Annotated in this window: 30 protein-coding genes; 10 read left to right on the plus strand and 20 right to left on the minus strand. The window is 66.0% G+C overall.

Annotated elements, in window-relative coordinates:
- The 13 genes from KAY22_RS08750 to KAY22_RS08810 all read right to left on the minus strand — a co-directional run.
- Positions 1–506 (minus strand): ribonuclease T (locus KAY22_RS08750; protein ID WP_296622332.1); only part of this gene is annotated, 506 nt, incomplete at its 3' end.
- Position 507: 1 nt separating this feature from the next.
- Positions 508–1,353: a carboxylating nicotinate-nucleotide diphosphorylase gene (gene nadC, locus KAY22_RS08755; RefSeq protein WP_296622335.1), complete on the minus strand. Its 846-nt coding sequence runs from the start codon at positions 1,351–1,353 to the stop codon at positions 508–510.
- A gap of 116 nt (positions 1,354–1,469) precedes the next feature.
- Entirely contained in the window at positions 1,470–2,459 is a 990-nt protein-coding gene (gene nadA / locus KAY22_RS08760) for a quinolinate synthase NadA (protein WP_296622338.1), read from the minus strand.
- 21 nt (positions 2,460–2,480) lie between these two features.
- On the minus strand, positions 2,481–3,350 hold the full coding sequence (locus tag KAY22_RS08765; RefSeq protein ID WP_296622340.1) for an MBL fold metallo-hydrolase: 870 nt from the start codon (positions 3,348–3,350) through the stop codon (positions 2,481–2,483).
- 62 nt (positions 3,351–3,412) lie between these two features.
- Entirely contained in the window at positions 3,413–3,952 is a 540-nt protein-coding gene (locus KAY22_RS08770; RefSeq protein WP_296622342.1) for a type 1 glutamine amidotransferase domain-containing protein, read from the minus strand.
- 96 nt (positions 3,953–4,048) lie between these two features.
- Positions 4,049–5,053 carry a glycerophosphodiester phosphodiesterase gene (locus tag KAY22_RS08775; RefSeq protein ID WP_296622344.1) on the minus strand — a complete coding sequence of 335 codons (1,005 nt, stop codon included), beginning with the start codon at positions 5,051–5,053 and terminating at the stop codon, positions 4,049–4,051.
- Between the two features lie 45 nt (positions 5,054–5,098).
- On the minus strand, positions 5,099–5,428 hold the full coding sequence (gene grxD / locus KAY22_RS08780) for a Grx4 family monothiol glutaredoxin (protein WP_296622346.1): 330 nt from the start codon (positions 5,426–5,428) through the stop codon (positions 5,099–5,101).
- A gap of 67 nt (positions 5,429–5,495) precedes the next feature.
- Positions 5,496–5,729 carry a BolA family protein gene (locus tag KAY22_RS08785; protein ID WP_296622348.1) on the minus strand — a complete coding sequence of 78 codons (234 nt, stop codon included), beginning with the start codon at positions 5,727–5,729 and terminating at the stop codon, positions 5,496–5,498.
- A 3-nt stretch (positions 5,730–5,732) separates the two neighbouring features.
- Complete coding sequence (locus KAY22_RS08790; protein ID WP_296622350.1) at positions 5,733–6,056, minus strand: DUF1476 domain-containing protein; 324 nt, start codon at positions 6,054–6,056, stop codon at positions 5,733–5,735.
- A gap of 85 nt (positions 6,057–6,141) precedes the next feature.
- Positions 6,142–6,720, minus strand: coding sequence for a 3-isopropylmalate dehydratase small subunit (gene leuD / locus KAY22_RS08795; RefSeq protein ID WP_296622376.1), 579 nt, complete (start codon positions 6,718–6,720; stop codon positions 6,142–6,144).
- On the minus strand, positions 6,720–7,547 hold the full coding sequence (locus tag KAY22_RS08800) for an N-acyl homoserine lactonase family protein (protein ID WP_296622353.1): 828 nt from the start codon (positions 7,545–7,547) through the stop codon (positions 6,720–6,722). Before KAY22_RS08800 ends, leuD begins: the two co-directional genes overlap by 1 nt.
- Positions 7,544–8,983, minus strand: a complete 1,440-nt coding sequence (leuC, locus tag KAY22_RS08805) for a 3-isopropylmalate dehydratase large subunit (RefSeq protein WP_296622354.1) — start codon at positions 8,981–8,983, stop codon at positions 7,544–7,546. The genes KAY22_RS08800 and leuC overlap by 4 nt, the downstream gene beginning before the upstream one ends.
- Before the next feature lie 162 nt (positions 8,984–9,145).
- On the minus strand, positions 9,146–10,456 hold the full coding sequence (locus tag KAY22_RS08810) for a serine hydrolase domain-containing protein (RefSeq protein WP_296622355.1): 1,311 nt from the start codon (positions 10,454–10,456) through the stop codon (positions 9,146–9,148).
- A 264-nt stretch (positions 10,457–10,720) separates the two neighbouring features.
- On the opposite strand from KAY22_RS08810, the gene KAY22_RS08815 reads away from it, so the two are divergent.
- The 3 genes from KAY22_RS08815 (at position 10,721) to KAY22_RS08825 (ending at position 13,009) form a co-directional block, all read left to right on the plus strand.
- Positions 10,721–11,056 (plus strand): antibiotic biosynthesis monooxygenase family protein, encoded by a 336-nt coding sequence (locus KAY22_RS08815; protein WP_296622356.1) that lies wholly within the window; start codon positions 10,721–10,723, stop codon positions 11,054–11,056.
- Between the two features lie 144 nt (positions 11,057–11,200).
- A complete protein-coding gene (locus KAY22_RS08820; RefSeq protein WP_296622357.1) occupies positions 11,201–12,601 on the plus strand; it encodes a diguanylate cyclase in 1,401 nt (466 codons plus the stop codon).
- An 18-nt stretch (positions 12,602–12,619) separates the two neighbouring features.
- Positions 12,620–13,009 carry a hypothetical protein gene (locus tag KAY22_RS08825; RefSeq protein WP_296622358.1) on the plus strand — a complete coding sequence of 130 codons (390 nt, stop codon included), beginning with the start codon at positions 12,620–12,622 and terminating at the stop codon, positions 13,007–13,009.
- 13 nt (positions 13,010–13,022) lie between these two features.
- On the opposite strand, the gene KAY22_RS08830 is transcribed toward KAY22_RS08825, so the two are convergent.
- Positions 13,023–13,664, minus strand: coding sequence for an energy transducer TonB (locus KAY22_RS08830; protein WP_296622359.1), 642 nt, complete (start codon positions 13,662–13,664; stop codon positions 13,023–13,025).
- 10 nt (positions 13,665–13,674) lie between these two features.
- On the minus strand, positions 13,675–14,682 hold the full coding sequence (gene thiS, locus KAY22_RS08835; protein ID WP_296622360.1) for a sulfur carrier protein ThiS: 1,008 nt from the start codon (positions 14,680–14,682) through the stop codon (positions 13,675–13,677).
- A gap of 84 nt (positions 14,683–14,766) precedes the next feature.
- On the opposite strand from thiS, the gene aroQ reads away from it, so the two are divergent.
- Genes aroQ through arsC form a run of 5 tightly spaced genes read left to right on the plus strand, consistent with a single transcriptional unit; the run spans position 14,767 to position 17,791 of the window.
- The gene (gene aroQ, locus KAY22_RS08840) at positions 14,767–15,207 is read left to right on the plus strand and encodes a type II 3-dehydroquinate dehydratase (protein ID WP_296622361.1); all 441 of its coding nucleotides are present in this window, start codon (positions 14,767–14,769) and stop codon (positions 15,205–15,207) included.
- Positions 15,208–15,252: 45 nt separating this feature from the next.
- Positions 15,253–15,732 carry an acetyl-CoA carboxylase biotin carboxyl carrier protein gene (accB, locus tag KAY22_RS08845; RefSeq protein ID WP_296622362.1) on the plus strand — a complete coding sequence of 160 codons (480 nt, stop codon included), beginning with the start codon at positions 15,253–15,255 and terminating at the stop codon, positions 15,730–15,732.
- A 6-nt stretch (positions 15,733–15,738) separates the two neighbouring features.
- The gene (gene accC / locus KAY22_RS08850) at positions 15,739–17,091 is read left to right on the plus strand and encodes an acetyl-CoA carboxylase biotin carboxylase subunit (RefSeq protein ID WP_296622363.1); all 1,353 of its coding nucleotides are present in this window, start codon (positions 15,739–15,741) and stop codon (positions 17,089–17,091) included.
- Positions 17,064–17,456 carry an ACT domain-containing protein gene (locus KAY22_RS08855; RefSeq protein WP_296622364.1) on the plus strand — a complete coding sequence of 131 codons (393 nt, stop codon included), beginning with the start codon at positions 17,064–17,066 and terminating at the stop codon, positions 17,454–17,456. Before accC ends, KAY22_RS08855 begins: the two co-directional genes overlap by 28 nt.
- Positions 17,453–17,791 carry an arsenate reductase (glutaredoxin) gene (gene arsC, locus KAY22_RS08860; protein ID WP_296622365.1) on the plus strand — a complete coding sequence of 113 codons (339 nt, stop codon included), beginning with the start codon at positions 17,453–17,455 and terminating at the stop codon, positions 17,789–17,791. The genes KAY22_RS08855 and arsC overlap by 4 nt, the downstream gene beginning before the upstream one ends.
- Here the strand turns inward: arsC and KAY22_RS08865 are convergent.
- The 5 genes from KAY22_RS08865 to KAY22_RS08885 all read right to left on the minus strand — a co-directional run bounded on the left by KAY22_RS08865 (position 17,788) and on the right by KAY22_RS08885 (position 24,190).
- Positions 17,788–18,513, minus strand: a complete 726-nt coding sequence (locus KAY22_RS08865) for a GDSL-type esterase/lipase family protein (protein ID WP_296622366.1) — start codon at positions 18,511–18,513, stop codon at positions 17,788–17,790. The two genes, arsC and KAY22_RS08865, sit on opposite strands and share 4 nt — an antisense overlap.
- A 49-nt stretch (positions 18,514–18,562) precedes the next feature.
- Entirely contained in the window at positions 18,563–21,988 is a 3,426-nt protein-coding gene (locus KAY22_RS08870) for an AAA family ATPase (RefSeq protein ID WP_296622367.1), read from the minus strand.
- A gap of 45 nt (positions 21,989–22,033) precedes the next feature.
- The gene (locus tag KAY22_RS08875) at positions 22,034–22,780 is read right to left on the minus strand and encodes a thioredoxin domain-containing protein (protein ID WP_296622368.1); all 747 of its coding nucleotides are present in this window, start codon (positions 22,778–22,780) and stop codon (positions 22,034–22,036) included.
- A gap of 127 nt (positions 22,781–22,907) precedes the next feature.
- A complete protein-coding gene (locus KAY22_RS08880; RefSeq protein WP_296622369.1) occupies positions 22,908–23,621 on the minus strand; it encodes a thioredoxin domain-containing protein in 714 nt (237 codons plus the stop codon).
- Positions 23,618–24,190 carry a DUF721 domain-containing protein gene (locus KAY22_RS08885; protein ID WP_296622370.1) on the minus strand — a complete coding sequence of 191 codons (573 nt, stop codon included), beginning with the start codon at positions 24,188–24,190 and terminating at the stop codon, positions 23,618–23,620. The genes KAY22_RS08880 and KAY22_RS08885 overlap by 4 nt, the downstream gene beginning before the upstream one ends.
- 26 nt (positions 24,191–24,216) lie before the next feature.
- On the opposite strand from KAY22_RS08885, the gene KAY22_RS08890 reads away from it, so the two are divergent.
- A complete protein-coding gene (locus tag KAY22_RS08890; protein ID WP_296622371.1) occupies positions 24,217–25,275 on the plus strand; it encodes an A/G-specific adenine glycosylase in 1,059 nt (352 codons plus the stop codon).
- The coding region (gene nudC / locus KAY22_RS08895; protein ID WP_296622374.1) for an NAD(+) diphosphatase at positions 25,275–26,087 on the plus strand (813 nt) is incomplete at its 3' end. The genes KAY22_RS08890 and nudC, both read left to right, overlap by 1 nt.

Consider the following 26,087-nt stretch of genomic DNA (forward strand, 5'->3'; position numbering starts at 1 on the left):
ATCGACGTGCCGCGCAGCTCCGCCATGTCGGGAAAGCGCAGCTCGGAATAGAGGGCGGCGCTCTTGGCGAAATAGGCCTCGGGCGTCTTGCTCATGCAGGTGCCGTGCTTTTCCCATTCATGCTGGATCAGCTGCGGCGACGGGGTGGTGCAGACATGGTCGCGGATGACCTTCTCGGGCACGAGCCGGGTCGGACGGCAATATTGCGGCCAGGCCGCGCCCTCCCCGTCGGGCCAGAGCCCGTGCAAGGTGAAGCCGAAGCTCCGTTCGCCGCCACATTGGAAATGGTCCTGCGGGCTGGTCGTGCGATCGGCGCAATATTCGGGGGACCAGCTGACCGCCAGCGTATAGCTGCCGATCGGCAGAAGGCGGCGCGGCTGCTCGCTGGTCGGACCTTCGAGCATAGGGCGCGGCAGATCGGCGGGAACCTCGCAAGCGGGCGCCTTGCGGCTGCACGCCGGGGCCGCGATCAGCGCGGCGAGAGCGAGGATCAGCCGCCAGCGCATATCAGACGGCCCGGAAATCGAGGCCGATATCGGCGGCCGGCGCCGACTGGGTCAACCGGCCGACCGAGACATAGGTGACGCCCGTCTGGGCGATCGCCTTGATCGTATCGAGGCGCACCCCGCCCGAGGCTTCGGTGGGCACCCGTCCGCCGACCAGAGTTACGGCTCCCCGCAATGTCGGCGGGTCCATATTGTCGAGCAGCAAATGGGTAGCGCCCGCTTCGAGAGCCGGCTCGATCTGATCGATCCGGTCGATCTCGACGATCACCCGCTCGATTCCGGCGGCAACCGCGCGGCGCACCGCTTCACCGATGCTGCCGGCCACCGCAACATGATTATCCTTGATCATCGCGGCATCGTCGAGGCGCATCCGGTGGTTGGTGCCGCCCCCCATCCGCACCGCATATTTCTCCAGCACGCGCAGGCCGGGAATCGTCTTGCGCGTGTCGAGCAGGGTCGCGCCGGTGCCGGCGATGGCGTCGACATAGCTGCGCGTCAGCGTCGCCACGCCCGACAGATGCTGGACGGTGTTGAGCGCCGACCGCTCGGCGGTGAGCAACGCCCGCGCCCTGCCCCGCAACCGCATCAGCACGCCACCGCGCGCGATGCGATCGCCATCGGCGGCCAGCGTCTCGATCTCCACATCGGGGTCGAGCGCGCGGAAAAAGGCCTCCGCCAGCGGCAGCCCCGCCACACTGATCGCGTCGCGGCTCGCCATCTCGCCCTCGAACAGCGCCTCGGCGGGAATCGTCGCCGCCGAGGTGATATCCCCGCCGCTGCCCATATCCTCGGCAAGCGTCATGCGGACGAAGGCATCCAGATCGAAGTTCGGAAGGGTGAAGCTCATCCTCTGTTCCCGCATTTAGCAGCCGTCATTCCCGCGCAGGCGGGAATCCATATTCTCCAAAGCCCGAACCTCTTGCGATTCGATGCTATGACCTTCCCAGTTCGCGGAGACGGTCCTTAAAGCTTCGGCCGCCCGACGTCGGGACCGGAGAGACCGCCGGTCATCTCCAGCATGCGATCAAGCGACCGCTTCGCCTTGACGCGGGTGTCCTCGTCGACATGGATCTGCGGGCTCAGATCGCGCAGGGCCATGTAGAGCTTCTCCATCGTGTTGAGGGCCATATAGGGGCACATGTTGCAGTTGCAGTTCCCGTCCGCGCCCGGCGCACCGATGAAATGCTTGTGCGGCGCGGCTTTTTCCATCTGGTGGATGATGTGCGGCTCGGTCGCGACGATGAAGGTCTCGGCGTCCGAACCCAGCACATAATCGAGAATGCCTCGGGTCGACCCGACATAGTCGGCATGGTCGAGGATGTGCACGGGGCATTCGGGATGGGCCGCAACGGGCGCGCCCGGATGCTGCTCCTTGAGCTTGAGCAGCTCGGTTTCCGAGAAGGCCTCGTGGACGATGCAGCTGCCTTCCCAGAGCAGCATGTCGCGGCCGGTCTTGCGGGCGAAATAGCCGCCCAGATGGCGGTCGGGCGCGAAGATGATCTTCTGGTCGGCGGGCAGCTGCGACAGGATCGTCTCGGCCGAGGAGGAGGTGACGATGATGTCGCTGTGCGCCTTCACCGCCGCCGAGCAGTTGATGTAGGTCAGCGCCAGATGATCGGGATGCGCGGCGCGGAAGCGGGCGAATTCCTCGGGAGGACAACTGTCCTCCAGGCTGCAACCGGCGTCCATGTCGGGCAGGATCACCGTCTTCTCGGGCGACAGGATCTTCGCCACCTCGGCCATGAACCGCACGCCGCAAAAGGCGATGACGTCGGCATCGGTCGCCGCTGCCTTGCGCGACAGGTCGAGGCTGTCGCCGACGAAATCGGCGAGATCCTGAATTTCGGGAGTCTGGTAATAATGGGCGAGGATGACGGCGTTGCGCTCCTTGCGCAGCCGCTCGATCTCGGCGCGCAGGTCGAGGCCCGTCAGATTCTCGGTAACGGCGTTCATCGATTCACTCTCCAAGGCGGCTCAGGCCGCGAGGCTCCATAGCGCGTCGTCGTGGCTGACGATACCGCGCCGCTCAAGGTCGATCAGGTGCGCGAGCACAGATAGGCCCGCGGCGCGATGCAGCTTCGGGTCGATGCCCGCATACATTTGCAGGACCATGTCGGGGATCGCGCCCACGTCGCGGCCCAGCAGGCGCAAGATCTGCCCCTCGCGTTGCTTGCGATGGCCGATCAGCCCGCGCACGAAGCGCTGCGGCCGCTCGATCGGGTCGCCATGCGCGGCGAAATAGATTTCATCCTCGTCGCGGTGCATCAGCCGCTCGAGGCTTTCCAGATACTGCGCCATGTCGCCGTCGGGCGGCACGACGACGCTGGTCGACCAGCCCATCACATGGTCACCGGTGAACAGCGCGCGCGCCTCGGGAAGCGCAAGGCAGATATGGTTCGAAGTGTGCCCGGGCGTGGCGACCGCCCGGAGCGTCCAGCCATCCCCGCGCAGCACGGCGCCATCCGCAAGGACATCGTCGGGCGTGTAGTCGCGGTCGAACGACGCATCGGCGCGCGGGCCGCTGTCGTCGAGCGCGAGCGGTGCGCAGCCGATGATCGGCGCGCCGGTACGCGCCTTGAGCAGCGCCGCCGCCGGGCTGTGATCACGATGGGTGTGGGTGCAGACAATCGCGGAAAGGCGCGCATTGCCGACCGCCGCGACGATCGCATCGACATGCGCCTCGATATCGGGCCCCGGGTCGATCACCGCGACATCGGTCGTGCCGACGAGATAAGTCTGGGTGCCGGTATAGGTGAAAGGCGTCGGATTGCCGGCCAGCAACCGGCGCACCAGCGGATGCTGCATCTGGGCTGTGCCGACGACCTGCTCTTCCATGCTGGCCATGTGGCACCGCCCGCCCCCAATGTGAAGGCCCGCCGCCCGATTAATGGCGGCGGGCCGTCGTGTCAGGCCGCTTCGATCACCTCGATCAACGCTTTGTTGAACGCCGGAATATCGTCGGGCTTGCGGCTGGTGACGAGGTTGCCGTCGATCACGACCTGCTCGTCGACGACATTGGCGCCCGCGTTGAGCAGGTCGGTGCGGATCGACGGCCAGCTGGTGAGCTTGCGACCGGCGATGACGTCCGCCTCGGCGAGCAGCCACGGGCCATGGCAGATCGCCGCCACCGGCTTGGCCGCGTCGATGAAGGCGCGGACGATCTTCAGCGCGTCCTCCTCCATCCGCATGGTGTCGGGATTGGCGACGCCGCCCGGGATCAGCAGCGCGTCATAGTCGGCGGGGTCGACATCGTGGATCGAGGCGTCGGGGCGGATCGTGTCGCCCTTCACGTCATGCTTCATGCCCTGGATCGGCTCGCTCTTGTTCGACGCAAGCACGACCTGGGCGCCCGCATCGAGCAGGGCCTGGCGCGGGTCGAAAAGTTCGGACTGCTCGAAGCCGTCGGTGGCGATGATCAGCACTTTGGCGTTGGAAATGTCGGTCATGTCTAGGATCCTCGGCGTTGGGGAGCCGGGGGAACGAGACAGGACCGGCTCCGTTCCGGTCGTTGCGCCAAGACGCCCGGCTGGGCGGCCGATATGCTATCGTCCGGATGCCTCGCGCGCGGTGACGGCATCGCCCGGATAGTCGCTGAACAGTCCGTCGACGCCATAGCCGAGGAAGCGGCGATATTCGGCGGCCGGGTCGCCGCGTTCGGCATCCCCCTGCCCCCGCCGGTCGCCGGCGGGCAGGAAGGCGTTTTCGCTGCGGAAGGTCCAGGGATGGACCTGCAGGCCGGCGGCATGGGCATCGGCGATCAGGCTGGTCGGCGCGAGCGCCCTGCCCTCGGCATCGCGCGGCTCGATCATCAGCTTGTAGGGGCCGATCGCATCGGCATAGGTCGCGATCGTCCGCAACCCCTCCGGGGTCACCATGCGCGCCGGGGTCAGACCCGTCTGCGCCAGCTGCTGGTCGAAGGGGGCCTCGTCCGGGTCGATCAGCTGGACAAGACGGATCGGGGTCAGCGCGCGCAGCGCCTTCAGGTTCGAGACTTCGAACGACTGGATGAAGACCGGATCGTCGCGCCGGGTGAAGCCCGCCTTGGCGAGCGCCGCGAGCAGCGGCTTTTCGAGCGGCTTGCCGATCGAGGCGAAATAGCTCGGATGCTTGGTTTCGGGATAGACGCCCACCGGGCGCGGCGCGCCCTTGGCGATCGCCAGCACCTCGTCGAAGGTCTGGATGCGCTCGTCGGCATAGCGCAGATTGCCGGGGCGCAGCGCCGGCAGCCGTTCGCGGGCGCGCAGCGTCTTGAGCTCGGCAAGGGTGAAATCTTCGGTGAACCAGCCGCTGATCGATCGGCCGTCGATCGTCTTGGTCGTCTTGCGATCGGAGAACTCGGGATGGTCGGCGACGTCGGTCGTGCCCGAAATCTCGTTCTCGTGGCGGACGACGAGGACATCATCCTTCGTCATCGCCAGATCGGGCTCGATGAAATCGGCGCCCTGCTCGATCGCCAGCCTGTACGCCGCCGCCGTATGCTCGGGACGCAGCCCGGACGCGCCGCGATGGGCGATGATCACCGGTCGCGCGTCGAGAGAGGACGCCATCAGCGCCGCCACGATCAGAGGAAAGAGGCGGCGCATCGGGTCATGTCAGGCGTGCGGCACGCCCTTCTCTTCAAGCAGGTCGGCCAGTTCGCCGGCCTCGTACATTTCCATCATGATGTCCGAACCGCCGACGAACTCACCCTTCACATAAAGCTGCGGGATGGTCGGCCAGTCGGAAAATTCCTTGATGCCCTGGCGAATGCCCGGATCCTGAAGCACGTCGATCGTCGCATATTCGACTCCGAGATGCTCGAGAATCGCGATCGCGCGGCTGGAGAAACCGCACTGCGGGAACAGCGGAGTGCCCTTCATGAACAGAAGAACGTCGGCCGAATTGACCGCCGTCGCGATGCGGGCCTGAACGTCGTCACTCATTGCGAAACTCCCTAGGACGCCTTCACGACAGATGCATGACTATCGACCGGAAAGGCGCTTCAAAAAATCAGTCGGGTATTGCGGTGCTCAGCTGCAGGGCATGCAGAACACCGCCCATACGTCCACCAAGCGCATCATAGACCAGACGCTGCTGATTGATCCGGGTCAGGCCGCGAAAGCTCTCGCTCACGACCTTCGCCGAATAATGGTCTCCGTCACCGGCAAGGTCGGTGATCTCGACCTGGGCATCGGGCAGCGCGGCCTTGATCATCGCCTCGATCTCGGACGCGGCCATCGGCATGGCTTACTTGCCTTCCATCAGCTGGCGGCGCGCCTCGACGGCCTTCGCCTCCAGCGCCGCACGGATCGCAGCCTCGTCGATCTCGACACCCGCCGAGGTGAGGTCACCGAGGAGCTTGCGAATCACGTCCTCGTCGCCGGCTTCCTCGAAATCGGCCTGGACGACCGACTTGGCATAGCTGTCGGTTTCTTCTGCGGTCAGCTTCATCATGCCCGCCGCCCACTGCCCGAGCAGACGGTTACGCCGCGCGGTGATGCGGAAGGCCATCTCCTGGTCATGGGCGAACTTGTTTTCGAAGGCCTGTTCGCGATCGTCGAAAGTCGTCATCTGAATCCCTGTTCGCCTGTGGTTTCCAGTCCAGATAGGCATCCGCCCCCCGCCGCGCAACTGCGCAGCGACCGGGCAGCCGCCGTCAGAGCCAGGGGCGTTCGGCCGCCATCTTCTGCTCATAGCCCGATATGGCGACGTCACGCGCCATCGTCATGCCGACCTCATCGAGGCCGTTGAGCAGGCAATATTTGCGGAACGGATCGATCTCGAAGGTGAAACGATCCTGGAACGGCGTCGTCACCGACTGCTGATCGAGATCGATAGCGATCGGGTGGGTCTTCGCCACTTCGAGCAGCCGATCGACCGCCTCCTGCGGCAGAACGACCGTCAGGATACCGTTCTTGAACGCGTTACCCGAGAAGATGTCCGAGAAACTCGGCGCGATTACTGCTTCGACGCCCATGTCGGCCAGGGCCCAGGCAGCATGCTCGCGGCTGGAGCCGCAGCCGAAATTGTCACCGGCGATCACGATGTTCGCACCGGCATATTCCGGATCGTCGAACACATTGCCCGGCTGCGCGCGGATCGATTCGAACGCGCCCTTGCCCAGGCCCTTGCGGGTGATCGTCTTCAGATAGGGCGCCGGGATGATCACGTCGGTGTCGACATTCTTCAGCCCGAGCGGATAGGCCCGGCCCTCGATCTCGCGGATCGGCTTCATCATTCGGCTCCTTCGGGAAAAGCGGGCAGCTTCGCGACGTCGCGGGGATCATGCTGAATGATCGACACCGCCTTCAGCGAAGCGCCGAGTTTGCGGAAACGGTCCATCGCCGCCAGCGAGTCGGCGCGGTCGACATTGAAGGTCGGGACGCCATCGCTGTCGAGATTCTCGTGGAAATGCGCGACGTCGCCCGAAAGCAGGACGGTCCCGGTGCGCGGCAGGCGTACGAGCAGTCCATGATGCCCAGGCGTATGCCCGCCGAGCGCGATCATGACGACGCTGCCGTCGCCGAACAGATCCTTGTCACCCTCGACGCCCTCGACCTTCGCGCCGTCCGCCAGCCAGGGCGCGATCGGCTTGCCGATCGCCGCATCGGCGCGCGCGACCTTGAGGTCCCCTGCCCCGATCAGCAGCTTGGCCTTGGGGAAATCGGCGGCCTGGCCGGTGTGATCGAAATGATAATGGCTGATGCCGATCAGGCCGATCTGTTCGGGCTTCACCCCGATCTGCGCGAGCTGTTCGACGATCGTCCGGTCGAGGCGCGCATTCATCGGCTGGCTGGGATCGGCCTTGGCACCACGCGCGGACGCCGGAAGCCCGGTGTCCCACAGCATATAGGCGTCGCCGTCCTTGATCAGATAGCAGCTGCCGACCAGCTCCCGCGTCTGCCCCGTATAGGATTGCGTGTCCGAGAAGACGTTGAGCTGATTGACGATCACCTTCCCGCAATCGAGGCGCCACAGCTTCTCGACGGTGCCGGGCGTGGCCGCAGCCGCGCCACCGGCCCACAGGCCGATGGCCGCCGCAACCGCGAGCGCGCGGATCACCCGAGCGGTTCCAGCGTGCGGACGTCGGCCAGACGTCCCGTCACCGCCGCCGCCGCCGCCATGGCCGGCGAGACGAGATGGGTGCGCGCGCCCGGACCCTGGCGGCCGACGAAATTGCGGTTCGAGGTCGAGGCGCAGCGTTCGCCGGCCGGAACCTTGTCGGGGTTCATCGCAAGGCACATCGAGCAGCCCGGCTCGCGCCATTCAAAGCCCGCGTCGATGAAGATCCGGTCCAGCCCCTCTTCCTCGGCCTGACGCTTGACCAGGCCCGAGCCCGGCACGATCAGTGCCTGGCGGATGTTCGGCGCTACCTTCCGGCCGCGCGCGACATCGGCGGCGGCGCGAAGATCCTCGATCCGGCTGTTGGTGCAGCTGCCGATGAAGACATGCTGGACCTCGACCTGCTCGATCGGGGTTCCGGGGGTCAGACCCATATAGTCGAGCGACTTCTGTGCGGCGACCTGCTTGGAGGCGTCGGCAAAGCTCGACGGATCGGGGACGACACCAGTGACCGGAATCACGTCTTCCGGGCTGGTGCCCCAGGTGAGGCTGGGTGCGATGTCGGCGGCGTCGATCACGACGACCTTGTCATAGCTGGCCCCGGCGTCGGTCGGCAGCGTCTTCCACCAGGCAAGCGCCTTGTCCCACTCGGCGCCCTTGGGCGCCATCGGGCGGCCCTGGATATAGGCGTAGGTCTTCTCGTCGGGCGCGATCAGGCCGGCGCGCGCACCGCCCTCGATCGACATGTTGCAGACGGTCAGACGACCTTCGATCGACATCTCGCGGAAGACGTCGCCGGTATATTCGATGACATAGCCGGTGCCGCCGGCCGCGCCGATCACGCCGATGATGTGCAGGACGACGTCCTTCGGCGACACGCCCAGGCCCAGCTTGCCCTCGACGCGCACTTCCATCGACTTGGACTGGGCGAGGAGCAGGGTCTGGGTCGCCATGACATGCTCGATCTCGGACGTACCGATGCCGAAGGCGAGCGCGCCGAGACCCCCATGTGAAGCCGTATGGCTGTCGCCGCAGACGATCGTCGTGCCGGGGAGCGAGAAGCCCTGCTCCGGACCGACGACGTGAACGATGCCCTGCTCGGCGTCGGTCGCGTCGATATAGCGGACACCGAACTCCGGCGCGTTCTTCTCCAGCGCGGAGAGCTGCGCTGCCGACTCGGGATCGGCGATCGGCACCCGCCGCCCCTGGGCATCGAGCCGGGGCGTGGTCGGAAGGTTATGGTCCGGCACCGCCAGCGTCAGGTCCGGGCGGCGCAGCTTGCGCCCCGCGACGCGGAGCGCCTCGAAGGCCTGGGGGCTGGTGACCTCGTGGACGAGGTGGCGATCGATATAGATCAGGCAGGTCCCGTCGTCGCGGCGCTCGACGACATGGGCGTCCCAGATCTTCTCGTAGAGGGTGCGTGGCTTGCTGGACATGCGCGCCGATCTAGCCAACGGCGCGATAATGTCAAAGCAGACTGATCATCATCTCCGAAAGTTGCGCTTTTCGCATGTGCCGCAAACTTTCCGTGCATTGACGACATGCAAAGACCGGGAAATGGCGGACGGGGTTTCGCGGTCGCACAAAAGCTACAAATTCTATTTGTCGAGTTCCATCCAGTCCTTGAACGGCTGGTTGTAGAGCATGTCGAGCACCTCCAACTGCATGCCGGTCGGCTCGACCGCCGTGGAGTTCCACAACATCGCGACACCGGCTTTCAACAGCGGATCGAAGATGATCAGCGAGCGATAGCCGTCGACTGCCCCGCGATGGCCGATGACCTCGCGCCCCTGATAGTGCCAGATGCGCCAGCCGAGCCCGTAGGAGGCATCCTTGAGCGATTGGTCCAGTTCGCGCTGGCGGTGGATCGAATAGGTGCGGATTCGCGGGCTATGGATCTCGCGCAGCAGCTTGCGCGACAGCACGCGCGGCGCCCCGCCCATCTGCGCCCGCATCCAGATGCCCAGATCGATGATCGAGGAATTGACCCCGCCCGCTGCCGGGGTGCGATAATAGGCGTCGGCGACCTTCAACTCCCGGCGCCCCTGATGCGGAGGTGCCCAATTGTCGGATGCTTCGAGATCGGCCCTGCTGAGCGTCGCCGACGTCATGCCCAGCGGCCGGAACAACATGCGCTGGACGAGATCGGCATAAGATGCGTGGCCCGCATGTTCGGCGGCCTCGCTCGCGGCGTCATAGGCGATGTTCTGATAGCTGTAGCATTTGCCCGGCGGGCAGAGCAGCGGGATCTGGTTCAGCCGGCTGCGGATTTCCTTCGGGTCGCGGCCATCCTCCAGGTCCTGATCATAGGCATTCTTCCAGATGCCCAGGCTCTGCGACAGGAGATTGTCGAGCGTCGCCACATCCTGCGCATTTTCCGGCAGCTTTAGCGACGGCGCCCAGCGCGACACCGGATCGCGCAGCGACAGCATCTTGCGCTCGGCCATCTTGGCGATGAGCGTCGATGCCACACCCTTCGACACCGATGCCCAGCGGAAGACCGTGTGCGCGTCGACCGGATGCCCGTTCGGTCCGTCGCTGGTGACGCCATAGCCTTTGGCGAAGCTGATCTCGCCATTCTCGACCGTCACGATCGCAACGCCGACGACGGATTTCTTCTCCGCCAACCGCCGCATCCGACTGTCGAGGCGGGCATAATCGATACGGCGCGGCCCTGCCTTGCTGATGCCGATACGGCTGAGGTCGACCGAAAGCCGCTCGGCGCCGGGCTTGGGCGCATCGCTGACGCGGCGAAGATAGATGCCACCCGCAGCGATGAACGCGACCAGTACCGCCAGGAACACGACCCCCGCTACCACCAGTCCGCGCTCGATCTGGATGACGGTGGCCACCGGCTTCTCGCTCGGTGGCATGTCGGGGCGGGCGGGCTTGTCCTTGTCGGATGTCACGGGGCAAAGGGAACCTGCAAATGGTCGGACGATGGCGCCTCACGGGGACGGAGGACGCCCCGCCGATCGACAGCCAATATCCTCCCCATGCACCATCCTGGCCGCCGCCGGAAGAGCCGGCATCATCGCATGGCCGTTACGACGCCCCCGTCCATCGCAGTGCGGAAGGCCGATGCAAATCCGCTCGGAAAAGCGCCGATTGCGGATGTAATGCGTTGACCTCTCACGCCCTTTTGGACATGCATCCGGCAACGGGAGGACAGGATGATCAAGGAACTGGCTGAAATCGACATCAAGCCGGGACATGAGCGGGATTTCGAAGCCGCCGCCGCTGTCGCCAAGGGCCTCTTCCTCGCCTCCAAAGGCTGTCTCGCCTTCCGCCTGCACCGATCGATGGAACAGCCCAGCCGCTATCGGATGTTCGTCGAGTGGGAGACGATCGAGGACCATATGGTCGAATTTCGCAACTCCGACGCGTTCCTCGAATGGCGCCGCCTGTGCGGACCCTTCTTCCAGAATCCTCCGCGGGTCGAGCATCTGACGGTCGTCGTCGAGGGCAAGACCCACGACGAGTCGGCCGATGCCCTGGCCGCAGAATAGCCCGGCCGGCTTTCCAAGCGAACGATCCGGCCCCTCTTAACCAGCATTCTTCGACTAATTGACCTCCTGGGCCTGCAAAGGAATTTTTCATCTCTGCACGTCATGCTGTAAAGGCGCCGACCTGTACGAGTGGAGTTTGCTTCGATGCCGGACGTCCGGCTTGATCCCAGCTGGTCGCATGAGTTGCTCGCCTTGCAATCGATGGCGAGCACGATCGAAAGCGATCTGGAAGAGCTGATGCAGCTCGTTGTCGAGCGTGCGCTGCGCATGGTGCGAACCGCCAGCGGCGCGATGATCGACCTGTGCGATCTCGATGAGCGCGAGTGCCGGGCGGCGAGCGGGTCCGCCGCAGCCTATCTGGGCTATCGCCAGCCCGTCACCGGGGACCTGTTCCGTGATTGCATCGATGGAAGGCGCGGCCAGCTTTGCCGCGACACCCAGGCCGATCGTCGCGTGGATGCCGATTTCTGCCGCAAGGCCGGGATCGGATCGATCATCCTCGCACCGATCCTGTACGAGGGCAGCGCCGTCGGCACGTTGAAGCTGTTCGGCCACGAGGCCGACTGCTTCGGTGACGAGGAATTTCTCGTGGCCCAGCTGCTGGCGGGCACGATCGTTACCGGGCTGGCCGCGCTCGAACGCGACGATGCCTACCGCGCGCTCGAACATATGGGAAAACGCTTCCGCGCAACCTTCGAGCAGGCCGCCGTAGGGATGGCGCATGTCGGGATGGACGGCCGCTTCCTGCTGGTGAACGACAAATTCTGCGAGGTAATCGGCCACTCCCGCGCCATGTTGCTCGACAGCAGCTATCAGCAGATCACCCATGAGGCCGACCTCGAAGCGGACGTTCGCCATGTCGAGCGGCTGCTGTCAGGCCGTTCGGCGTCCTACACGCTGGAAAAGCGCTACATCCGGTCGGACGGAAGCGCCGTCTGGACCAACCTGACCGTGTCGCTCGTCCGCGACGAAAGTGGCAAGCCGGAGTTCTTCGTCGCCGTCGTGGAAGATATCGGACGCAGGAAGGCGGCGGAGCAACGAGCATTGCACGATCCCCTGACCGGCCTGCCCAACCGACGCTGGCTGATCGAACATTTCAAGGGCGAATTCGGTCGCCGGCCCGCGCAGTCCACCGTGATAGCCTATCTCGATCTGGACGGCTTCAAGGCGGTCAACGACCGCCACGGGCATGCGGAGGGCGACCGATGCCTGTCGGATGTCGCCACCTGCCTGGAGCGATCGATGCGTTCCCAGGATTCGATCTGCCGGATCGCCGGCGACGAGTTCGTCCTGCTGATGCCGGATATCGACCGCGAACGCGCGCTGGAGATCATCGCCCATTTCCAGGCGGAGGTCGCCGATCTGTGCCGGCTGCGCCCCTGGTCGATCGGCGTCAGCGCGGGCGCCGTGATGATCGACGGCAAGGCCTATCCGCATTGGGAGGATATATTGGAGGCCGCCGACAAGCTGATGTACGAAGCCAAGAGGTCGGGGGAAGGCAACACCCTCTTCCGCTATGTCGACGAGACCCTCGCCGCCGCCTGACCCGGCTCAGATCGTGGCGTGACGGCAATAGCGGACGCAGGCACAGCCCGCACATCTGCTCCCATCGGACGCTTGCGAGCAGCGATCGAAGCAATCGAGCGCAATCTGCCATCGCTGCAGACCCGAGTTCGTCGCAGCCGACGCGATGGCGTTGTTCAGGGCTTGCTGCGCCAGCTTCCGCAGAAAGACATGCCGTTCGACACCCGTCGCCATGATCGATCGTCCCCGCAAAACCCCATCTGGCCTGTAGAAGAGGCTGGTTGCAGCCTCTCTACGCAAATATACGAGGCAACGTATCAGATCTGGTTTCTCGAGCTTGCGGCGGAAGCCGACGTCCGCATGGCATCTCGAATTACAGCTTTGTTTCGAGATCTGAACAAAAGAAAGTACGCACGGTCCGACGCCTAAAAGCGGCGCAGGCCTATTTCGAAATCAGGGTGAAGCCCACTTTCGCATTCTGAATCGACGGGACGGCGCGTTCCTCTGCGTCGGCTGCCGGTTTGGGCCGATAATTTTGCTTCAGATAGCTGCAGGCGGAAGGGGCCATCAGTTCGAACGCCCGCTTGGCGTGTTTTGCATCGCGCATCTCTTCCGGCAGGAATGGAGTGCAATCCGCCATAGCGCCCGCGGCGTCGACAACGATGGCCAGATTGATCTCGGCAGCATCCGAAATCCCCTCTGGCAATTCCTTCCGCATTACCAGAACATCGATCGTCGATGGTCTCGGGCGTTTCGTCGGCGGGCCTTCGGGTATCCAGAAGCTGTTGATGCTGCGGTAAACAAAATGGAGTGGCGTACCATCGGGGCCGAAGCTGGGTTTGAACCGGGCCCGCTTCATGAGCACCTGGCAGGTCCGCTTGTCCAGATCGTCCCATCCGCTGAGATAGACTATTTCGCATCGCAGCGGTTTGCCTGACGGCGAGACCGTCAGCCTGAAGCCCGTATGACCGGATCGCTCTTCCCGCAGCGCCGCTAAGGGATAATCGTCGGGAAGAACCCAGTTTCGAATGCCAACTGGCTGGGGCACCGCCACCACAGCGAGCGCAAGCAGCGGCCCCAGCATCGCCATATCCTTAGATCAACCCGGCAAGCGGGCTCGACGGGTCGGCGTACATGCGGCGTCCCATGCGGCCTGCGCGATAGGCGAGGCGGCCGCTTTCGACCGCCAGCTTCATCGCGGACGCCATCATCACCGGGTTCTTCGCTTCGGCGATGGCCGTGTTCATGAGTACGCCTGCGCAGCCCAGTTCCATCGCGGCCGAGGCCTCCGAGGCGGTGCCGACGCCGGCATCGACCAGCACGGGCAGCTTGGTGCCCTCGACGATCAGTCGGATCGTGACCTTGTTCTGGATGCCGAGGCCAGAGCCGATCGGGGCGCCGAGCGGCATGATCGCGACCGCACCCGCATCCTCCAGCCGCTTGGCGGCGATCGGATCGTCGACGCAATAGACCATCGGCTTGAAGCCTTCCTTGGCAAGGATCTCGGTGGCGCGCAGCGTCTCGACCATGTCGGGGTAGAGCGTCTTGGCCTCGCCCAGCACCTCGAGCTTGACCAGCTCCCAGCCCCCCGCCTCGCGCGCCAGGCGCAGCGTGCGGATCGCTTCCTCGCCGGTGTAGCATCCGGCGGTGTTCGGCAGATAGGTGATCTTCTTCGGATCGATGAAGTCGGTCAGCATCGGCGCCTTGGGATCGGACACGTTGACCCGGCGGACCGCGACGGTGACGATCTCCGCACCCGACGCCTCGACCGCCGCAGCGTTCTGCGCGAAATCCTTGTACTTGCCCGTGCCGACGATCAGGCGAGACCGAAAAGTCTGCCCCGCCACCGTCCAGCTGTCGTCATCCACCGTCACGCCATGATCTCCGCCACCCACGAAATGGACGATTTCGAGTTCGTCCCCGTCTTCGAGCCGCACCTGCCCCAGCGTCGAGCGGGGGACAACCTCCAGATTGCGCTCGACCGCCACTTTCGCCGGGTCGAGCCCCAGTTCGAGGGCAAGCTCCGCGATGGTTAGGCCAGCGGGCACGCGGCGGTGTTCGCCGTTGATGCGGAGCTGGATCGTTCCGTCGGGATTGGTCATGCGGTCTCCGATGCGCTTTGCGCTTTGTGTCTGGGCACCATATAGGGAGGCGGCTCGCACCCTCGCAATGGAAAGGCAAGCCGCGTGGCGGATCGTCCGGTCATCTATGTCCTAAACGGACCGAACCTCAACATGCTGGGCACGCGCGAGCCCGAAATCTACGGCAGCACCACGCTCGACGACATCGCGGCGATGCTCGAGGATCGCGCGCTCGAACTGGGGGTGGAGATCGACATGCGCCAATCCAACCACGAAGGCCATCTGGTCGACTGGATCCAGGAAGCACATGCGCGCGGGGCCAAGGCGGTGCTGATAAACCCCGGCGCCTATACCCATACGTCGATCGCGCTCCACGATGCGATCAAGGGCGTCTCGGTGCCGGTGATCGAGGTCCATCTGTCCAACCCACATGCCCGCGAAAGCTTCCGTCATGTCAGCTATGTCGGCCGCGCGGCGAAGGGCTCGATCATGGGTTTCGGGGCGCAATCCTACATGCTGGCGCTGGACGCAGCCGCGCGCATCTGACAATGGCGTCCGCCATAAGACGAATTTTGTGGATGATTTAACGCTATGGCCGATCAATCGCAGGGGAAAACAATGCAGGTCGACCCGGAACTGGTGCGCCAGCTCGCCGTGCTTCTCGATGATACCAACCTGACCGAGATCGAGGTTCAGGACGGCGAACGCCGGATCAAGGTCGCGCGCAACGTGACCGTCGGCGCCGCCCCCGCTTATGCCCTCCCCGCCGCCGCTCCGGCGCCGGTCGCCGCGCCAGCACCGGCGGCCGCAGCCCCGGTGGAAGCGCCCGCCGATCATCCCGGCGCGGTCAAGTCGCCGATGGTCGGCACCGCCTATCTTACGCCGGAACCCGGCGCGAAGGCCTTCGTCAGCGTCGGCGACAAGGTGTCCGCCGGCCAGACGCTGCTGATCGTCGAGGCGATGAAGGTGATGAACGCCATTCCCGCGCCCCGCGCGGGCACGGTGAAGGCCCTGCTGGTCGAAAGCGGCCAGCCGGTCGAGTATGACCAGCCGCTCGTGATCGTCGAGTAAAGCATCGTGGCGATAACCAAGGTCCTGATCGCCAATCGCGGTGAGATCGCGCTCCGCATCCACCGCGCCTGCCACGAGATGGGCATCCAGACCGTCGCGGTCCACTCGACCGCCGACGCCGATGCCATGCACGTCCGCCTGGCCGACCAGTCGGTCTGCATCGGCCCGCCGGCCGCGTCGGAGAGCTATCTCAACATCCCGAATATCATCGCTGCGGCGGAGATTTCGGGCGCGGATGCGGTGCACCCCGGCTACGGCTTCCTGTCGGAGAACGCGCTGTTCGCCGAGATCGTCGAATCGCACAACCTGATCTGGATTGGCCCGAAGCCCGAGCATATCCGGACGATGGGCGACAAGATCGAGGCCAAGACGACGGCGGCCAAGCTCGGCCTGCCGCTGGTCCCCGGATCGCCCGGACCGCTGACCTCACTCGACGAGGCCAAGGAGATCGCGGCGAAGATCGGCTATCCGGTTCTGATCAAGGCGGCTTCGGGCGGCGGCGGACGCGGCATGAAGGTCGTGCCCGACGAGAGCCAGCTCGAGACGCTGATGGCGCAAGCCGGCTCCGAGGCGAAGGCGGCATTCGGCGACGCCACCGTCTATATGGAGAAATATCTCGCCGATCCCCGCCACATCGAATTCCAGGTGTTCGGCGACGGCAATGGCAATGCGATCCATGTCGGCGAGCGCGACTGTTCGCTCCAGCGCCGCCACCAGAAGGTGCTCGAAGAGGCCCCCTCGCCCGTTCTGACCCATGCGCAGCGGACCGAGATGGGCGACATCGTCGCCCGCGCGATGGCCGACATGGGCTATCGCGGCGCCGGCACGATCGAGTTCCTGTACGAGAATGGCGAGTTCTACTTCATCGAGATGAACACCCGCCTCCAGGTGGAGCATCCGGTGACCGAGGCGATCACGGGCCTCGACCTCGTCCGCGAGCAGATTCGCATCGCCGAGGGCAAGCCGTTGTCGGTGACGCAGGCCGACCTCGAGTTCCGCGGCCACGCGATCGAGTGCCGCATCAACGCCGAAGACTGGCGCACCTTCGCGCCCAGCCCCGGCCTCGTAAAGGCCTTCCACGCACCGGGCGGCATGCATGTGCGCGTCGATAGCGGCCTCTATGCCGGCTATCGCATCCCGCCATATTATGACTCGATGATCGCCAAGCTGATCGTTTACGGCCGCGACCGCGAGGGCTGTCTGAAGCGCCTGCGGCGTGCGCTGGAAGAGTTCGTGATCGAAGGCGTCAAGACCACGATCCCGCTCCACCAGGCCTTGCTCGACGACCCCGATTTCCAGAAGGGCGACTATACGATCAAGTGGTTGGAGAAGTGGCTGGCCGAACAGGGCGAAGCCTGACCGGTGAGCGCGCCCTTTCGAGGCTGATCGCCTCGATGGCGCCCGTGCTGGACGACAGGCGTCATGCGATCCGGGCGATGGATGTCGCGGAGTCCCCCTCTGCCGACGTCTTCGCCCTGATCCGCGAAGAGGAAGGCTGGACGATCATCCTTCCCGACCCGCTCGGCGATTGGGCGAGGATCAGCCTGGCGGTTCATTCCGATCTGGCGGCGGTTGGCCTGACCGCCGCTATCTCTGGCGCGCTTGCTGCCGCAGGGATTGCCGCCAATGTCGTCGCAGGCTTCCACCACGACCATATTCTTGTTCCCTGGGCGCGCCGACAGGAGGCGCTCGACATTCTGAATTCGCTCGGAGACGAAGCATGAAGGCGACGATCTGGCACAACCCCCGCTGCTCCAAATCGCGTGAGGCGCTGGCGATCCTCGAATCGACGCCCGGCGTCGAGATCGAGGTCGTCGAATATCTGAAGACGCCGCCATCTCGCGCGGCGATCGCGGCGATCTATGCCAAGGCGGGCATGTCGCCCGCCGAAGGTCTGCGGAAAGCCGAAGACGGCGCCAAGGCGCTCAAGGGTGCCAGCGATGATGCAATCCTCGATGCTATGGCAGCAGACCCCATTCTGATCGAACGGCCGCTTGTGGAAACCGAAAAGGGCGCACGGCTCGGCCGTCCTCCCGAGAAGATCCGCGAAATCCTCTAACGCGTGGCGGTACCCTCCGCCCTGCCGGCCGAAGGTATTGCGCCTGACAGATAGCGCGCAAGGATCGATGTCCAGCGCTGATAGCCCTGTTTGTTGAGGTGCAGCCCGTCGACGCTGAAATAGCGTGCGTCGGGCTTGCCGCCCTCGTCCAGCAGCGCGCCGCCGACATCGACGAAGTCGTAGCCGATCTCTGCCGCCTGCGCCTTGATCACGGCATTGGCGGCGGCCATCTTGGCATAGAGATCCCAGCGCAGCGGCGTCGGCTTCATCGACAGATAGGCGATCCGCGCGCGCGGCATGTCGGCACGCAGCCGCGCCATCAGGGCAAGAACGTCAGCCTGGACCGCCTCTGCCGAGGCTCCAGCCGCGATATCGTTCTCCCCCACATAGACGATCACCGTGTCCGGCTGCACGCCCGCGATGATCCGCTCATAATGGTGCAGCACGTCGGCCGTGGTCGCCCCGCCGAAGCCCCGGTTGAGCGCATGGAGGTCGGGGAAGCTGCCGTCGACATCCCACAGCCGGATGCTCGAACTGCCGAGAAACAGCGTCGAAACGCCTCCCGATGGCAAAGGGCGCGCGACGAGTGCCGAGACCTCGGCTTCGAAGCGGGCTGTTGCCTTGTCGGCCCCTGTCTTCGGCGCGGCCCGGATGGAGACAGGCGCCACCGCCACGACGAGCGCGGCGAGGATTCCGGCCCGGAAGAGAGCGGCGTTCAGCACGTCATCAGTATATCGACGATGATCCGCCGAAAAAGCAGCGGGGCCGAAACTATTGCGCCGCCAGCAATTGCTCGACTGCGCCCAGATCGACCGACACCAGCCGGCTGACCCCGCGTTCGACCATCGTCACCCCGAACAGCCTATGCATCCGGCTCATTGTCACCGCATTGTGAGTCACGATCAGGTAGCGGGTCTCCGTCTCGCGCGTCATTGCAACGAGCAGGTCGCAGAAGCGCTCGATATTGGCGTCGTCGAGCGGCGCATCGACCTCGTCGAGGACGCAGATCGGCGCCGGGTTGGTCAGGAACAGCGCGAAGATCAGCGCCACCGCCGTCAGCGCCTGCTCGCCGCCCGACAATAGCGTGAGCGAGGAGAGATTCTTGCCCGGCGGCTGGGCCATGATCTCAAGCCCCGCTTCGAGCGGGTCCTCGCTGTCGATCAGCGCCAGATGCGCCTCGCCTCCGCCGAACAATGTCCCGAACAGCCGCGTGAAATGTCCGTTGACCGCCTCGAACGCCGCCACGAGGCGCGCCCTGCCCTCGCGGTTGAGGCTGCCGATCGAACCGCGCAGCCGGTTGACCGCCTGCTGCAACTCGTCGCGTTCGGCTATGCTCGTGCCATGCTGCGCCTCGATCTCGGCGAGTTCGGTGTCCGCGACCAGATTGACCGGCCCCAGCCGCTCGCGATCCGCGGTCAGCCCGTCGAGCCGCCCCGACTCGCTCGTCCCGTCGGCCACCTCGGCCGCTGTGAAGCCCAGCCTTTCGGGCAGCACAGGTGCCGGACATTCGAAGCGCTCGCCCGAAATGCGGCTCATCTCGATCCGGCGGAGTTCCTGATTCTCGAACCGTGCCTGCGCTCCCGCCCGCGCCTCGCGCGCGGAGGCAAGCGCTTCGCCGGCCTGCGCGAGACCTGCCTCGATCGCCCGCAGCGAAGCCTCTGCCTCACGTTCCTTCTGAAGCAGGGCCTCTGCTGCCCTGCCTGCATCGTCGGCATCGGCGCGGACGGTCGCAATCAGCGCCTCCAGCTCCTCGGGGCGGCCGGACAGCGAGCGCGCTTCGGTCTCGATCGCCTTGGCGCGGCCATCCATTTCGGCAATCCGGCTGGCGGCGTCTCCTGCCCGGTTGCGCCAGCTCTTCGCCTCGGCCTTCGCCGCCTGTTGGCGCTGCATGTCCGCCGATGCCGCCTGCGCCAGCGTCATCGCCTGGCCGCGCGCCTCGAACAGCCGCGCGCGCACTGCCTCGCTCGCCGCGCGCAGCCGGTCGACCTCGGCACGGCTCGTCTCGCCATCGGGCAGGGCGAGCATGACCGACATCTGCTGCGCGACCGCAGCTTCGGCCTCCGCTACTTCTGCAGCAGCGCGCGCCTTGCGGTCCATCATCGCGGACTTCTGCGTGGCCAGCCGCTCGATCGCGGTCGTCGCCTGGTCCTCGTCGCGGATCGCGTTGCGCTGAGCCGTCTCCGCGCGGGCAAGCTCGGCGCGCGCTGCCTCAACCTCGGACCGCGCCGCCTGCACCGCAGTGCTGGCCTCCGCGAGGGCCGATTGCGCGGCCTCCACCTCGGCCCGGGCTGGCGCGATCTGCTCCCGCAACGCTTCGAGCCGATTGGCGCGGACCAGACGCTCGGCCGCCGCTGCACCGACATCGGCCGCAACGAAGCCGTCCCAGCGCCGCATCCTGCCATCGCGGGTGACCAGCCGTTGTCCGACGGCCAGCCTCACCGAACCGTCATCCGCATCGACGACGCCCACCTGTGCGAGACGGCGCGCCAATTCGGAGGGCGCCACGACATGGTCGGCTAGCCGTTCGCAGCCGGCCGGAAGCGCGGGGTCGACCACGTCCGGATCGGCACCAGACCAGCGCAACCGCCCGTCCCCGCCAATCGCAGCCTCCAGATCGTCGCCAAGCGCGGCGGCAAGCGCACGTTCATAGCCCGAAGCCGCCCTTATGCGATCGATCGCCCGGTTGCCCGAGCCACCGGCGGGAAGACTCTTTTCCAGCGAACGGGCCTCGGATTCGAGCGCGGCCAGTGCCGCCCTTGCCGCACCGGTCGCAGCTTCCGCCCCCTCGCGGCGCTCGGCAGCAGCCGCGCGCGCCTCCTCCCCCCGGGCGATCGCAGCCATGGCTTGGGCGATCGCGCCTTCGGCGGACTCGCGCGCCGCCGTCGCAGCGGCACGCCGCGCCAGCAAAGGCGCCTCGTCACCAAGCCCCGCCATCTCGCGCTCGATCCGACCGGCGTCGGTCTGGGCCCGGTCGAGTCGCTGGCGCGCGGCAGCAACATTGGCCTGAGCGACGCGCAGATCGGCCTGCTCAGCTGCAAAGGCGGCCTGCGCCCTGGCGACGGACAACTCGGCCTCGCGCGCCTCGGACTCGGCATCGCGCACCTGTGCATCGATCGCCGACTGGCGCAGCGTCGCTTCCTCGATCCGCTTGCCGAGCAGCTTTTCCTCGTCGGCCAGTGCAGACAGTGCCGCAGCTGCATCGATGGCGAGGCGATCCTCGCGCGCGCGGTCGCGCGCCAGCGTGTCGCGACTCTGGGCGATGTCCGCGAGCCGACGCCGGACCATCTCCAGCTCGCTCGTCAGCGTCGCCAGCCGATGCGCCAGCCCGGTCGATCGCTCACGCGCCGCCTGCGCGGCCTGCCGTGCATCGCCGACCAGCTGAACCGCCTCGGCCTGCCGGGCGGTCGCCGCCTTCTGTGCCTCGCCTGCCTGGGCAACCAGCCCTTCAGCGGCCTTGGCCTCCTTCTCCGCCAGTTCGGCGGCGGCGGCTGCCTCACGCCAGCGGGAAAAGATCAGGCGCGCCTCGGCGAGCCGGATCTGCTCGCTCAATGCCTTGTAGCGCTCGGCCGTCCGCGCCTGACGCCGCAGTGACGCGGTGCGCGATTCCATATCCGCGATCAGATCGTCGAGCCGGGCAAGATTGGCCTCGGTCGCGCGCAGCTTCTGCTCGGCATCCTTGCGGCGCACGTGCAGCCCGGCAATGCCGGCCGCCTCTTCGAGCATCTGCCGCCGCTCGGTGGGCTTGGCCGCGATCACCGCCGCGATACGCCCCTGGCTGACCAATGCTGGCGAATGGGCACCGGTCGCCGCGTCGGCGAAGAGCAGGCCAACATCCTTCTGGCGGACGTCGCGACCATTCATCCGATAGGCGGAGCCCGCCCCCCGCTCGATCCGCCGGGTGACCTCGACTTCGCGGTCCTGATCCTCGGCCGCGTCGGGGCGTTCGGTGAAGAGGGTGACCTCGGCGAAGTCGCGCGCCGGCCGTGTCGTGGTACCGGCGAAGATCACGTCTTCCATCCCGCCGCCACGCATCGACTTGGCGCTCGATTCGCCCATCACCCAGCGAATCGCTTCGAGCAGGTTGGACTTGCCGCAGCCATTGGGGCCAACGATCCCCGTCAGCCCGCGCTCGATGATCAGCTCCGCCGGCTCGACGAAGCTCTTGAAACCCGAAAGGCGGAGCTTGCGGATGCGCATCGGCGGTTCAGCGGTCCTCCGCCGAAGCGCCCGCAAGCCTCATCGTCAGCGGACCTTTTCGCGCAGCTTGGCTTCGAGACCCGGCCAGTCGTAGACGCCTTCCTGACGCTCGCCATTGATCAGGAAGTTGGGCGTGCCGTCGACCTTGTCCTCGTTGGCGCCGCGGTCGCGGATCTTGAGCAGTTCGTCGAGCGCAGCCTTGTCGGTGAGGCAGGCCTGGATCCGGTCCTCTGTCACGCCGCGCGACTTGAAGAAATCCTTGAGGCCCGACAGTTCGACCAGCTGGGTGAACTGCTCCTGCTGCGGCAGCTTGCCGACCGACTGGAGCGTCTTCTCGTCGACCGAGTTGAACTTGCCGACCCACTGCTCCTGGGTAACGTAAAGCTGCTCGACGAAGGGGAAGAAGGTGTCGGCGCCCTGGCAGCGCGCGACCAGCGTCGCGACGACGTCGAGCGGATTCAGCACGAAGTTCCGATATTCCCAGCTGACCTTGCCGGTCTTGATATAGGTCTCCTTGAGCGGTCCGGACCCGTTCTTGGTGAAATCGCGACAATGCGGGCAGGTGATCGACGCATATTCGACCAGCTTCACCGGCGCATCGGGATTACCCATGCGAAAGCCACCCTCGGGCGTCTTGGCGAGCGTCTCGGTCCAGTCCTTGCCGCTATAGGGCGCGCTGGGCGCGGCCGGCGCCGCGCTGTTGGTCGTCGTCGCGCTATCCGACTCCTTCTTGCCGCAGGCGGTGAGCGCCAGCGCAATCGTGATCGCCGCGACGGGAAGAACCTTCTTCATCTGATCATATACTCCAAGCAGCCACGGGGCCGTCGGGCGACAGTGATAGCCTCGGAGACGCGCGGTGCAAGCGGACAAACGCGCCAGCCGAAGCCGACAGCCGATAGAAAGTCGCGCTATGCGAGGCTTACTTCAGCGCCGCCTTGATCATCGGCTCCAGATCCGACCAGCCGTGGACATTTTCCTTGCGCTGGCCGTTGATCAGGATCAGCGGCGTGCCCGGAATGCCGTCGCGCTGCCAGGCGTTACCCGCCATCTCGGCGAGTTGCTTCTTTGCCGGTTCGTTCGCCATGCAGGCCGCATAGGCCTTGGGGCTCAGGCCGCGCTTCTGGAAATAGGTGTCGAAGCCGGCCGACTTGGCGACGGCCGCCATCTTCTCGTCCTGCGACTTGGCTTCGAAGGCGGCATCGTTCTTGGCGGCGGCCCCCTTCGCCATCCAGTCCTCCTGGGTGGCGAACAGCCCCTCGATCGAGCCGAGATAGCGCGTCGGCGGCTCACAGCGCAGCAGCAGCGACGCGACGAAGTCATAGCCGTCGCGCACCGCATGGCGCACTTCGAGGCTGACCAGACCCTTGGCAATATAGTCGCGCTGCAGAGCCGGAAGCGATTCCTTGGAGAGCATCGCGCAATGCGGGCAGGTCAGCGACAGATATTCGACCAGCTTCACCTTGGCCGCCGGATTGCCGATGACGAGCGCACCTTCGGCGGTGCGGTTGACAGTGGCGAGCCAGTTGGCGCCAGCGGTGGGCTTTGCTGCCGGTTTGGCCGGAGTGGCGGCTGCGAAGGTCAGCGGGGTCGCGGCCAGCAACAAGGCGGCCAGGCGGAAGGTCGATCGGGTCAAAGCTCTTTATCTCCGGAGGCGATGACGGGTGCGCCGCTGGTCGCGGCCAGCTTGCCCGCCAGCGATTCGAGGCAGGTGCGCAGTTCGGGGTCGGCGATCAGGCGCAGGCTGCCGCCGATGTCGGGCGAAATCGGCTTCAGCGAGGGCGGCGCGACGCGGCTCTGCTGTGGCTCGAGCCGTGCGCAGCTGCCCTGCCGCAGCACGACGCGTGCGACCGCGCCATAGCCGAAGAAGCGGTTTACCCGCTCGACGATGGTCGGCAGCACATGCTGCATCATCGGGCCATGTGCCCCTTCGACCAGCAGGGTGAGCACCCCGTCCGATCGCTTGCCCGCCGGAAAGCGGATCGATTCGGGCAGCGAAACCTTCGCATAGCGCTCGCCGACGATCTCCGCCCAGCGGCTGACGACCGAACTCTGGACGAATCCGAAGCGGCGGAAGGCGGCCCGGCCGACGTCGGGCAGCATGTCCGCCACCGACCTCGCGCCACCGCCCCGTGGACGCGCGGGTGCGGCATCGGGCTGGGCCTTGCGCTTTCGGACAGTGGGAGCAGGGGGCGCTTCGTTCATGCGGCGCTTCATGCCATAGGCGCCCCATGTCCGTCGATGCCGTGTCCGAAAAATTGCTCGCCTGGTATGATGTCCACCGGCGGAGCCTGCCGTGGCGCGCGGAGCCCGGAGCCCCCCTGCCCGATCCCTATCGGGTCTGGCTGTCGGAGACGATGCTGCAGCAGACGACCGTGGCAGCGGTGAAGCCCTATTTCGAGCTGTTCACCGCGCGATGGCCGACGGTCGGCGATCTCGCCCGGGCCGACGATGCCGACGTCATGGCCGCCTGGGCCGGGCTTGGCTATTATGCGCGGGCACGCAACCTGCTCGCCTGCGCTCGGATGGTCGCAACCGACCATGGCGGCCGCTTCCCGGACAGCGAGGACGCACTGCGCGCATTGCCTGGGATAGGCGTGTATAGCGCGGCCGCCATTGCCGCGATCGCCTTCGGACGAAGCGCAGTCGTCGTCGATGCCAATGTGGAGCGCGTCGTCAGCAGGCTGTTCGCGTTCGACCAGCCCCTGCCCCAGGCGCGCACCAGATTGCGCGCGCTGGTGGCAAGCGTCACCCCGGACGCGCGCGCCGGCGATTTCGCGCAGGCGATGATGGATCTGGGCTCCGGCATCTGCGCGGTCCGGCCCCCGCAATGTCTTATCTGCCCCCTGTCCGACGCCTGCGAAGCGCGTCGCCTGGGCACGCCGACTGCCTTCCCGGTCAAGGCCGCGAAGAAGCCCAAGCCGCAACGCCACGGGACCGCCTTCTGGATCGAACGCGACGAGCAGGTCTGGCTCGTCCGGCGCCCGGAGAAGGGCATGCTCGGCGGAATGCGCGCGCTGCCCACCGGGGACTGGGTCGATGCCTCGCCCGGCCTGACCTCGGCGCCGATCGCGGCCGACTGGCAGCCCTGCGGCACGGTCGACCATGTCTTCACCCATTTCGCGCTGCGCCTGTCAGTGGTCCGCGCCGTCGGCAGTCCGCACGGCGAAGGCGAATGGTGGCCGATCGAGCGGATCGGGGAAGCCGGCCTTCCGACCCTCTTCGCACGCGCCGCCGAGCGCGCTATCGCCGGTCGCGAAGACGCCAGTCGTGCAGACAGGGAGAGTTGATGTCGAAGATCCCCACCCCCGGTTTCACCGGATCGCCCCTCGTCCGGATCGATATCGAGCGCGACAACCGTCCCTATTTCGACGCCGCCTGCGCCAATCCGGAGGCGAAGCTGCTCAAGCTGGACGGCCTCGCGCCGGTGCTGGACGCTGAAGGCAGGCTCGTCTGGACCAGCCTGACCGAAGGCGATCCGGAAGCGGACCTCGCCCTGCTCGGCCTGCTCGACGACAAGCCCTGCTTCGTCTCGCTGTCGAAGATCGCTCCGGGCCGCGACCAGCGTGGTGCGACGATCAGCGGAGCGGCGGCGATGACCGAACCGGGCGCACCGGCAATATATGCCGCCGCCCGTTCGCTCGTCGACTGGCACGACCGCCATCGCTATTGCGCCAATTGCGGCCGCCCGACGAACGTCGGCCGTTCGGGCTGGGCCCGCTTCTGCGTGAAGGACGAAGGCGGTTGCGGGACCGAACATTATCCGCGCACCGACCCGGTTGTGATCATGCTCGCCGAACATGAGGATCATGTTCTCGTCGGCCGCAACATCAACATGCCGCCGCGCTTCTTTTCGGCGCTCGCGGGGTTCCTGGAGGTCGGAGAATCGATCGAGGACGCCGTCGCACGCGAATTGTTCGAGGAGGCGGGCGTGATCGTGACCGAGGTCCGCTATCTCGCCAGCCAGCCCTGGCCGATCCCCTCGCAGCTGATGATCGGCTGCATCGCCAAGGTCCGCGACAAGACGATCAGGCTCGACGAGAAGGAACTGGCCGAGGCGATCTGGGTCGACCGCGATCAGGTGCGCGCGGCGCTGGCGGGG

The organism is Rhizorhabdus sp., from assembly GCF_018006725.1.
Lineage (GTDB): Bacteria > Pseudomonadota > Alphaproteobacteria > Sphingomonadales > Sphingomonadaceae > Rhizorhabdus.

Excerpts from the sequence above, each read along its gene's own strand:
- nadC (WP_296622335.1), bottom strand. The coding sequence starts at position 1,353 with ATGAGCTTCACCCTTCCGAACTTCGATCTGGATGCCTTCGTCCGCATG.
- nadA (WP_296622338.1), bottom strand. The coding sequence starts at position 2,459 with ATGAACGCCGTTACCGAGAATCTGACGGGCCTCGACCTGCGCGCCGAG.
- KAY22_RS08765 (WP_296622340.1), bottom strand. The coding sequence starts at position 3,350 with ATGGCCAGCATGGAAGAGCAGGTCGTCGGCACAGCCCAGATGCAGCAT.
- KAY22_RS08770 (WP_296622342.1), bottom strand. The coding sequence starts at position 3,952 with ATGACCGACATTTCCAACGCCAAAGTGCTGATCATCGCCACCGACGGC.
- KAY22_RS08775 (WP_296622344.1), bottom strand. The coding sequence starts at position 5,053 with ATGGCGTCCTCTCTCGACGCGCGACCGGTGATCATCGCCCATCGCGGC.
- grxD (WP_296622346.1), bottom strand. The coding sequence starts at position 5,428 with ATGAGTGACGACGTTCAGGCCCGCATCGCGACGGCGGTCAATTCGGCC.
- KAY22_RS08785 (WP_296622348.1), bottom strand. The coding sequence starts at position 5,729 with ATGCCGATGGCCGCGTCCGAGATCGAGGCGATGATCAAGGCCGCGCTG.
- KAY22_RS08790 (WP_296622350.1), bottom strand. The coding sequence starts at position 6,056 with ATGACGACTTTCGACGATCGCGAACAGGCCTTCGAAAACAAGTTCGCC.
- leuD (WP_296622376.1), bottom strand. The coding sequence starts at position 6,720 with ATGAAGCCGATCCGCGAGATCGAGGGCCGGGCCTATCCGCTCGGGCTG.
- leuC (WP_296622354.1), bottom strand. The coding sequence starts at position 8,983 with ATGTCCAGCAAGCCACGCACCCTCTACGAGAAGATCTGGGACGCCCAT.
- KAY22_RS08815 (WP_296622356.1), top strand. The coding sequence starts at position 10,721 with ATGATCAAGGAACTGGCTGAAATCGACATCAAGCCGGGACATGAGCGG.
- KAY22_RS08820 (WP_296622357.1), top strand. The coding sequence starts at position 11,201 with ATGCCGGACGTCCGGCTTGATCCCAGCTGGTCGCATGAGTTGCTCGCC.
- KAY22_RS08830 (WP_296622359.1), bottom strand. The coding sequence starts at position 13,664 with ATGCTGGGGCCGCTGCTTGCGCTCGCTGTGGTGGCGGTGCCCCAGCCA.
- thiS (WP_296622360.1), bottom strand. The coding sequence starts at position 14,682 with ATGACCAATCCCGACGGAACGATCCAGCTCCGCATCAACGGCGAACAC.
- accB (WP_296622362.1), top strand. The coding sequence starts at position 15,253 with ATGGCCGATCAATCGCAGGGGAAAACAATGCAGGTCGACCCGGAACTG.
- arsC (WP_296622365.1), top strand. The coding sequence starts at position 17,453 with ATGAAGGCGACGATCTGGCACAACCCCCGCTGCTCCAAATCGCGTGAG.
- KAY22_RS08870 (WP_296622367.1), bottom strand. The coding sequence starts at position 21,988 with ATGCGCATCCGCAAGCTCCGCCTTTCGGGTTTCAAGAGCTTCGTCGAG.
- KAY22_RS08875 (WP_296622368.1), bottom strand. The coding sequence starts at position 22,780 with ATGAAGAAGGTTCTTCCCGTCGCGGCGATCACGATTGCGCTGGCGCTC.
- KAY22_RS08885 (WP_296622370.1), bottom strand. The coding sequence starts at position 24,190 with ATGAACGAAGCGCCCCCTGCTCCCACTGTCCGAAAGCGCAAGGCCCAG.
- KAY22_RS08890 (WP_296622371.1), top strand. The coding sequence starts at position 24,217 with ATGTCCGTCGATGCCGTGTCCGAAAAATTGCTCGCCTGGTATGATGTC.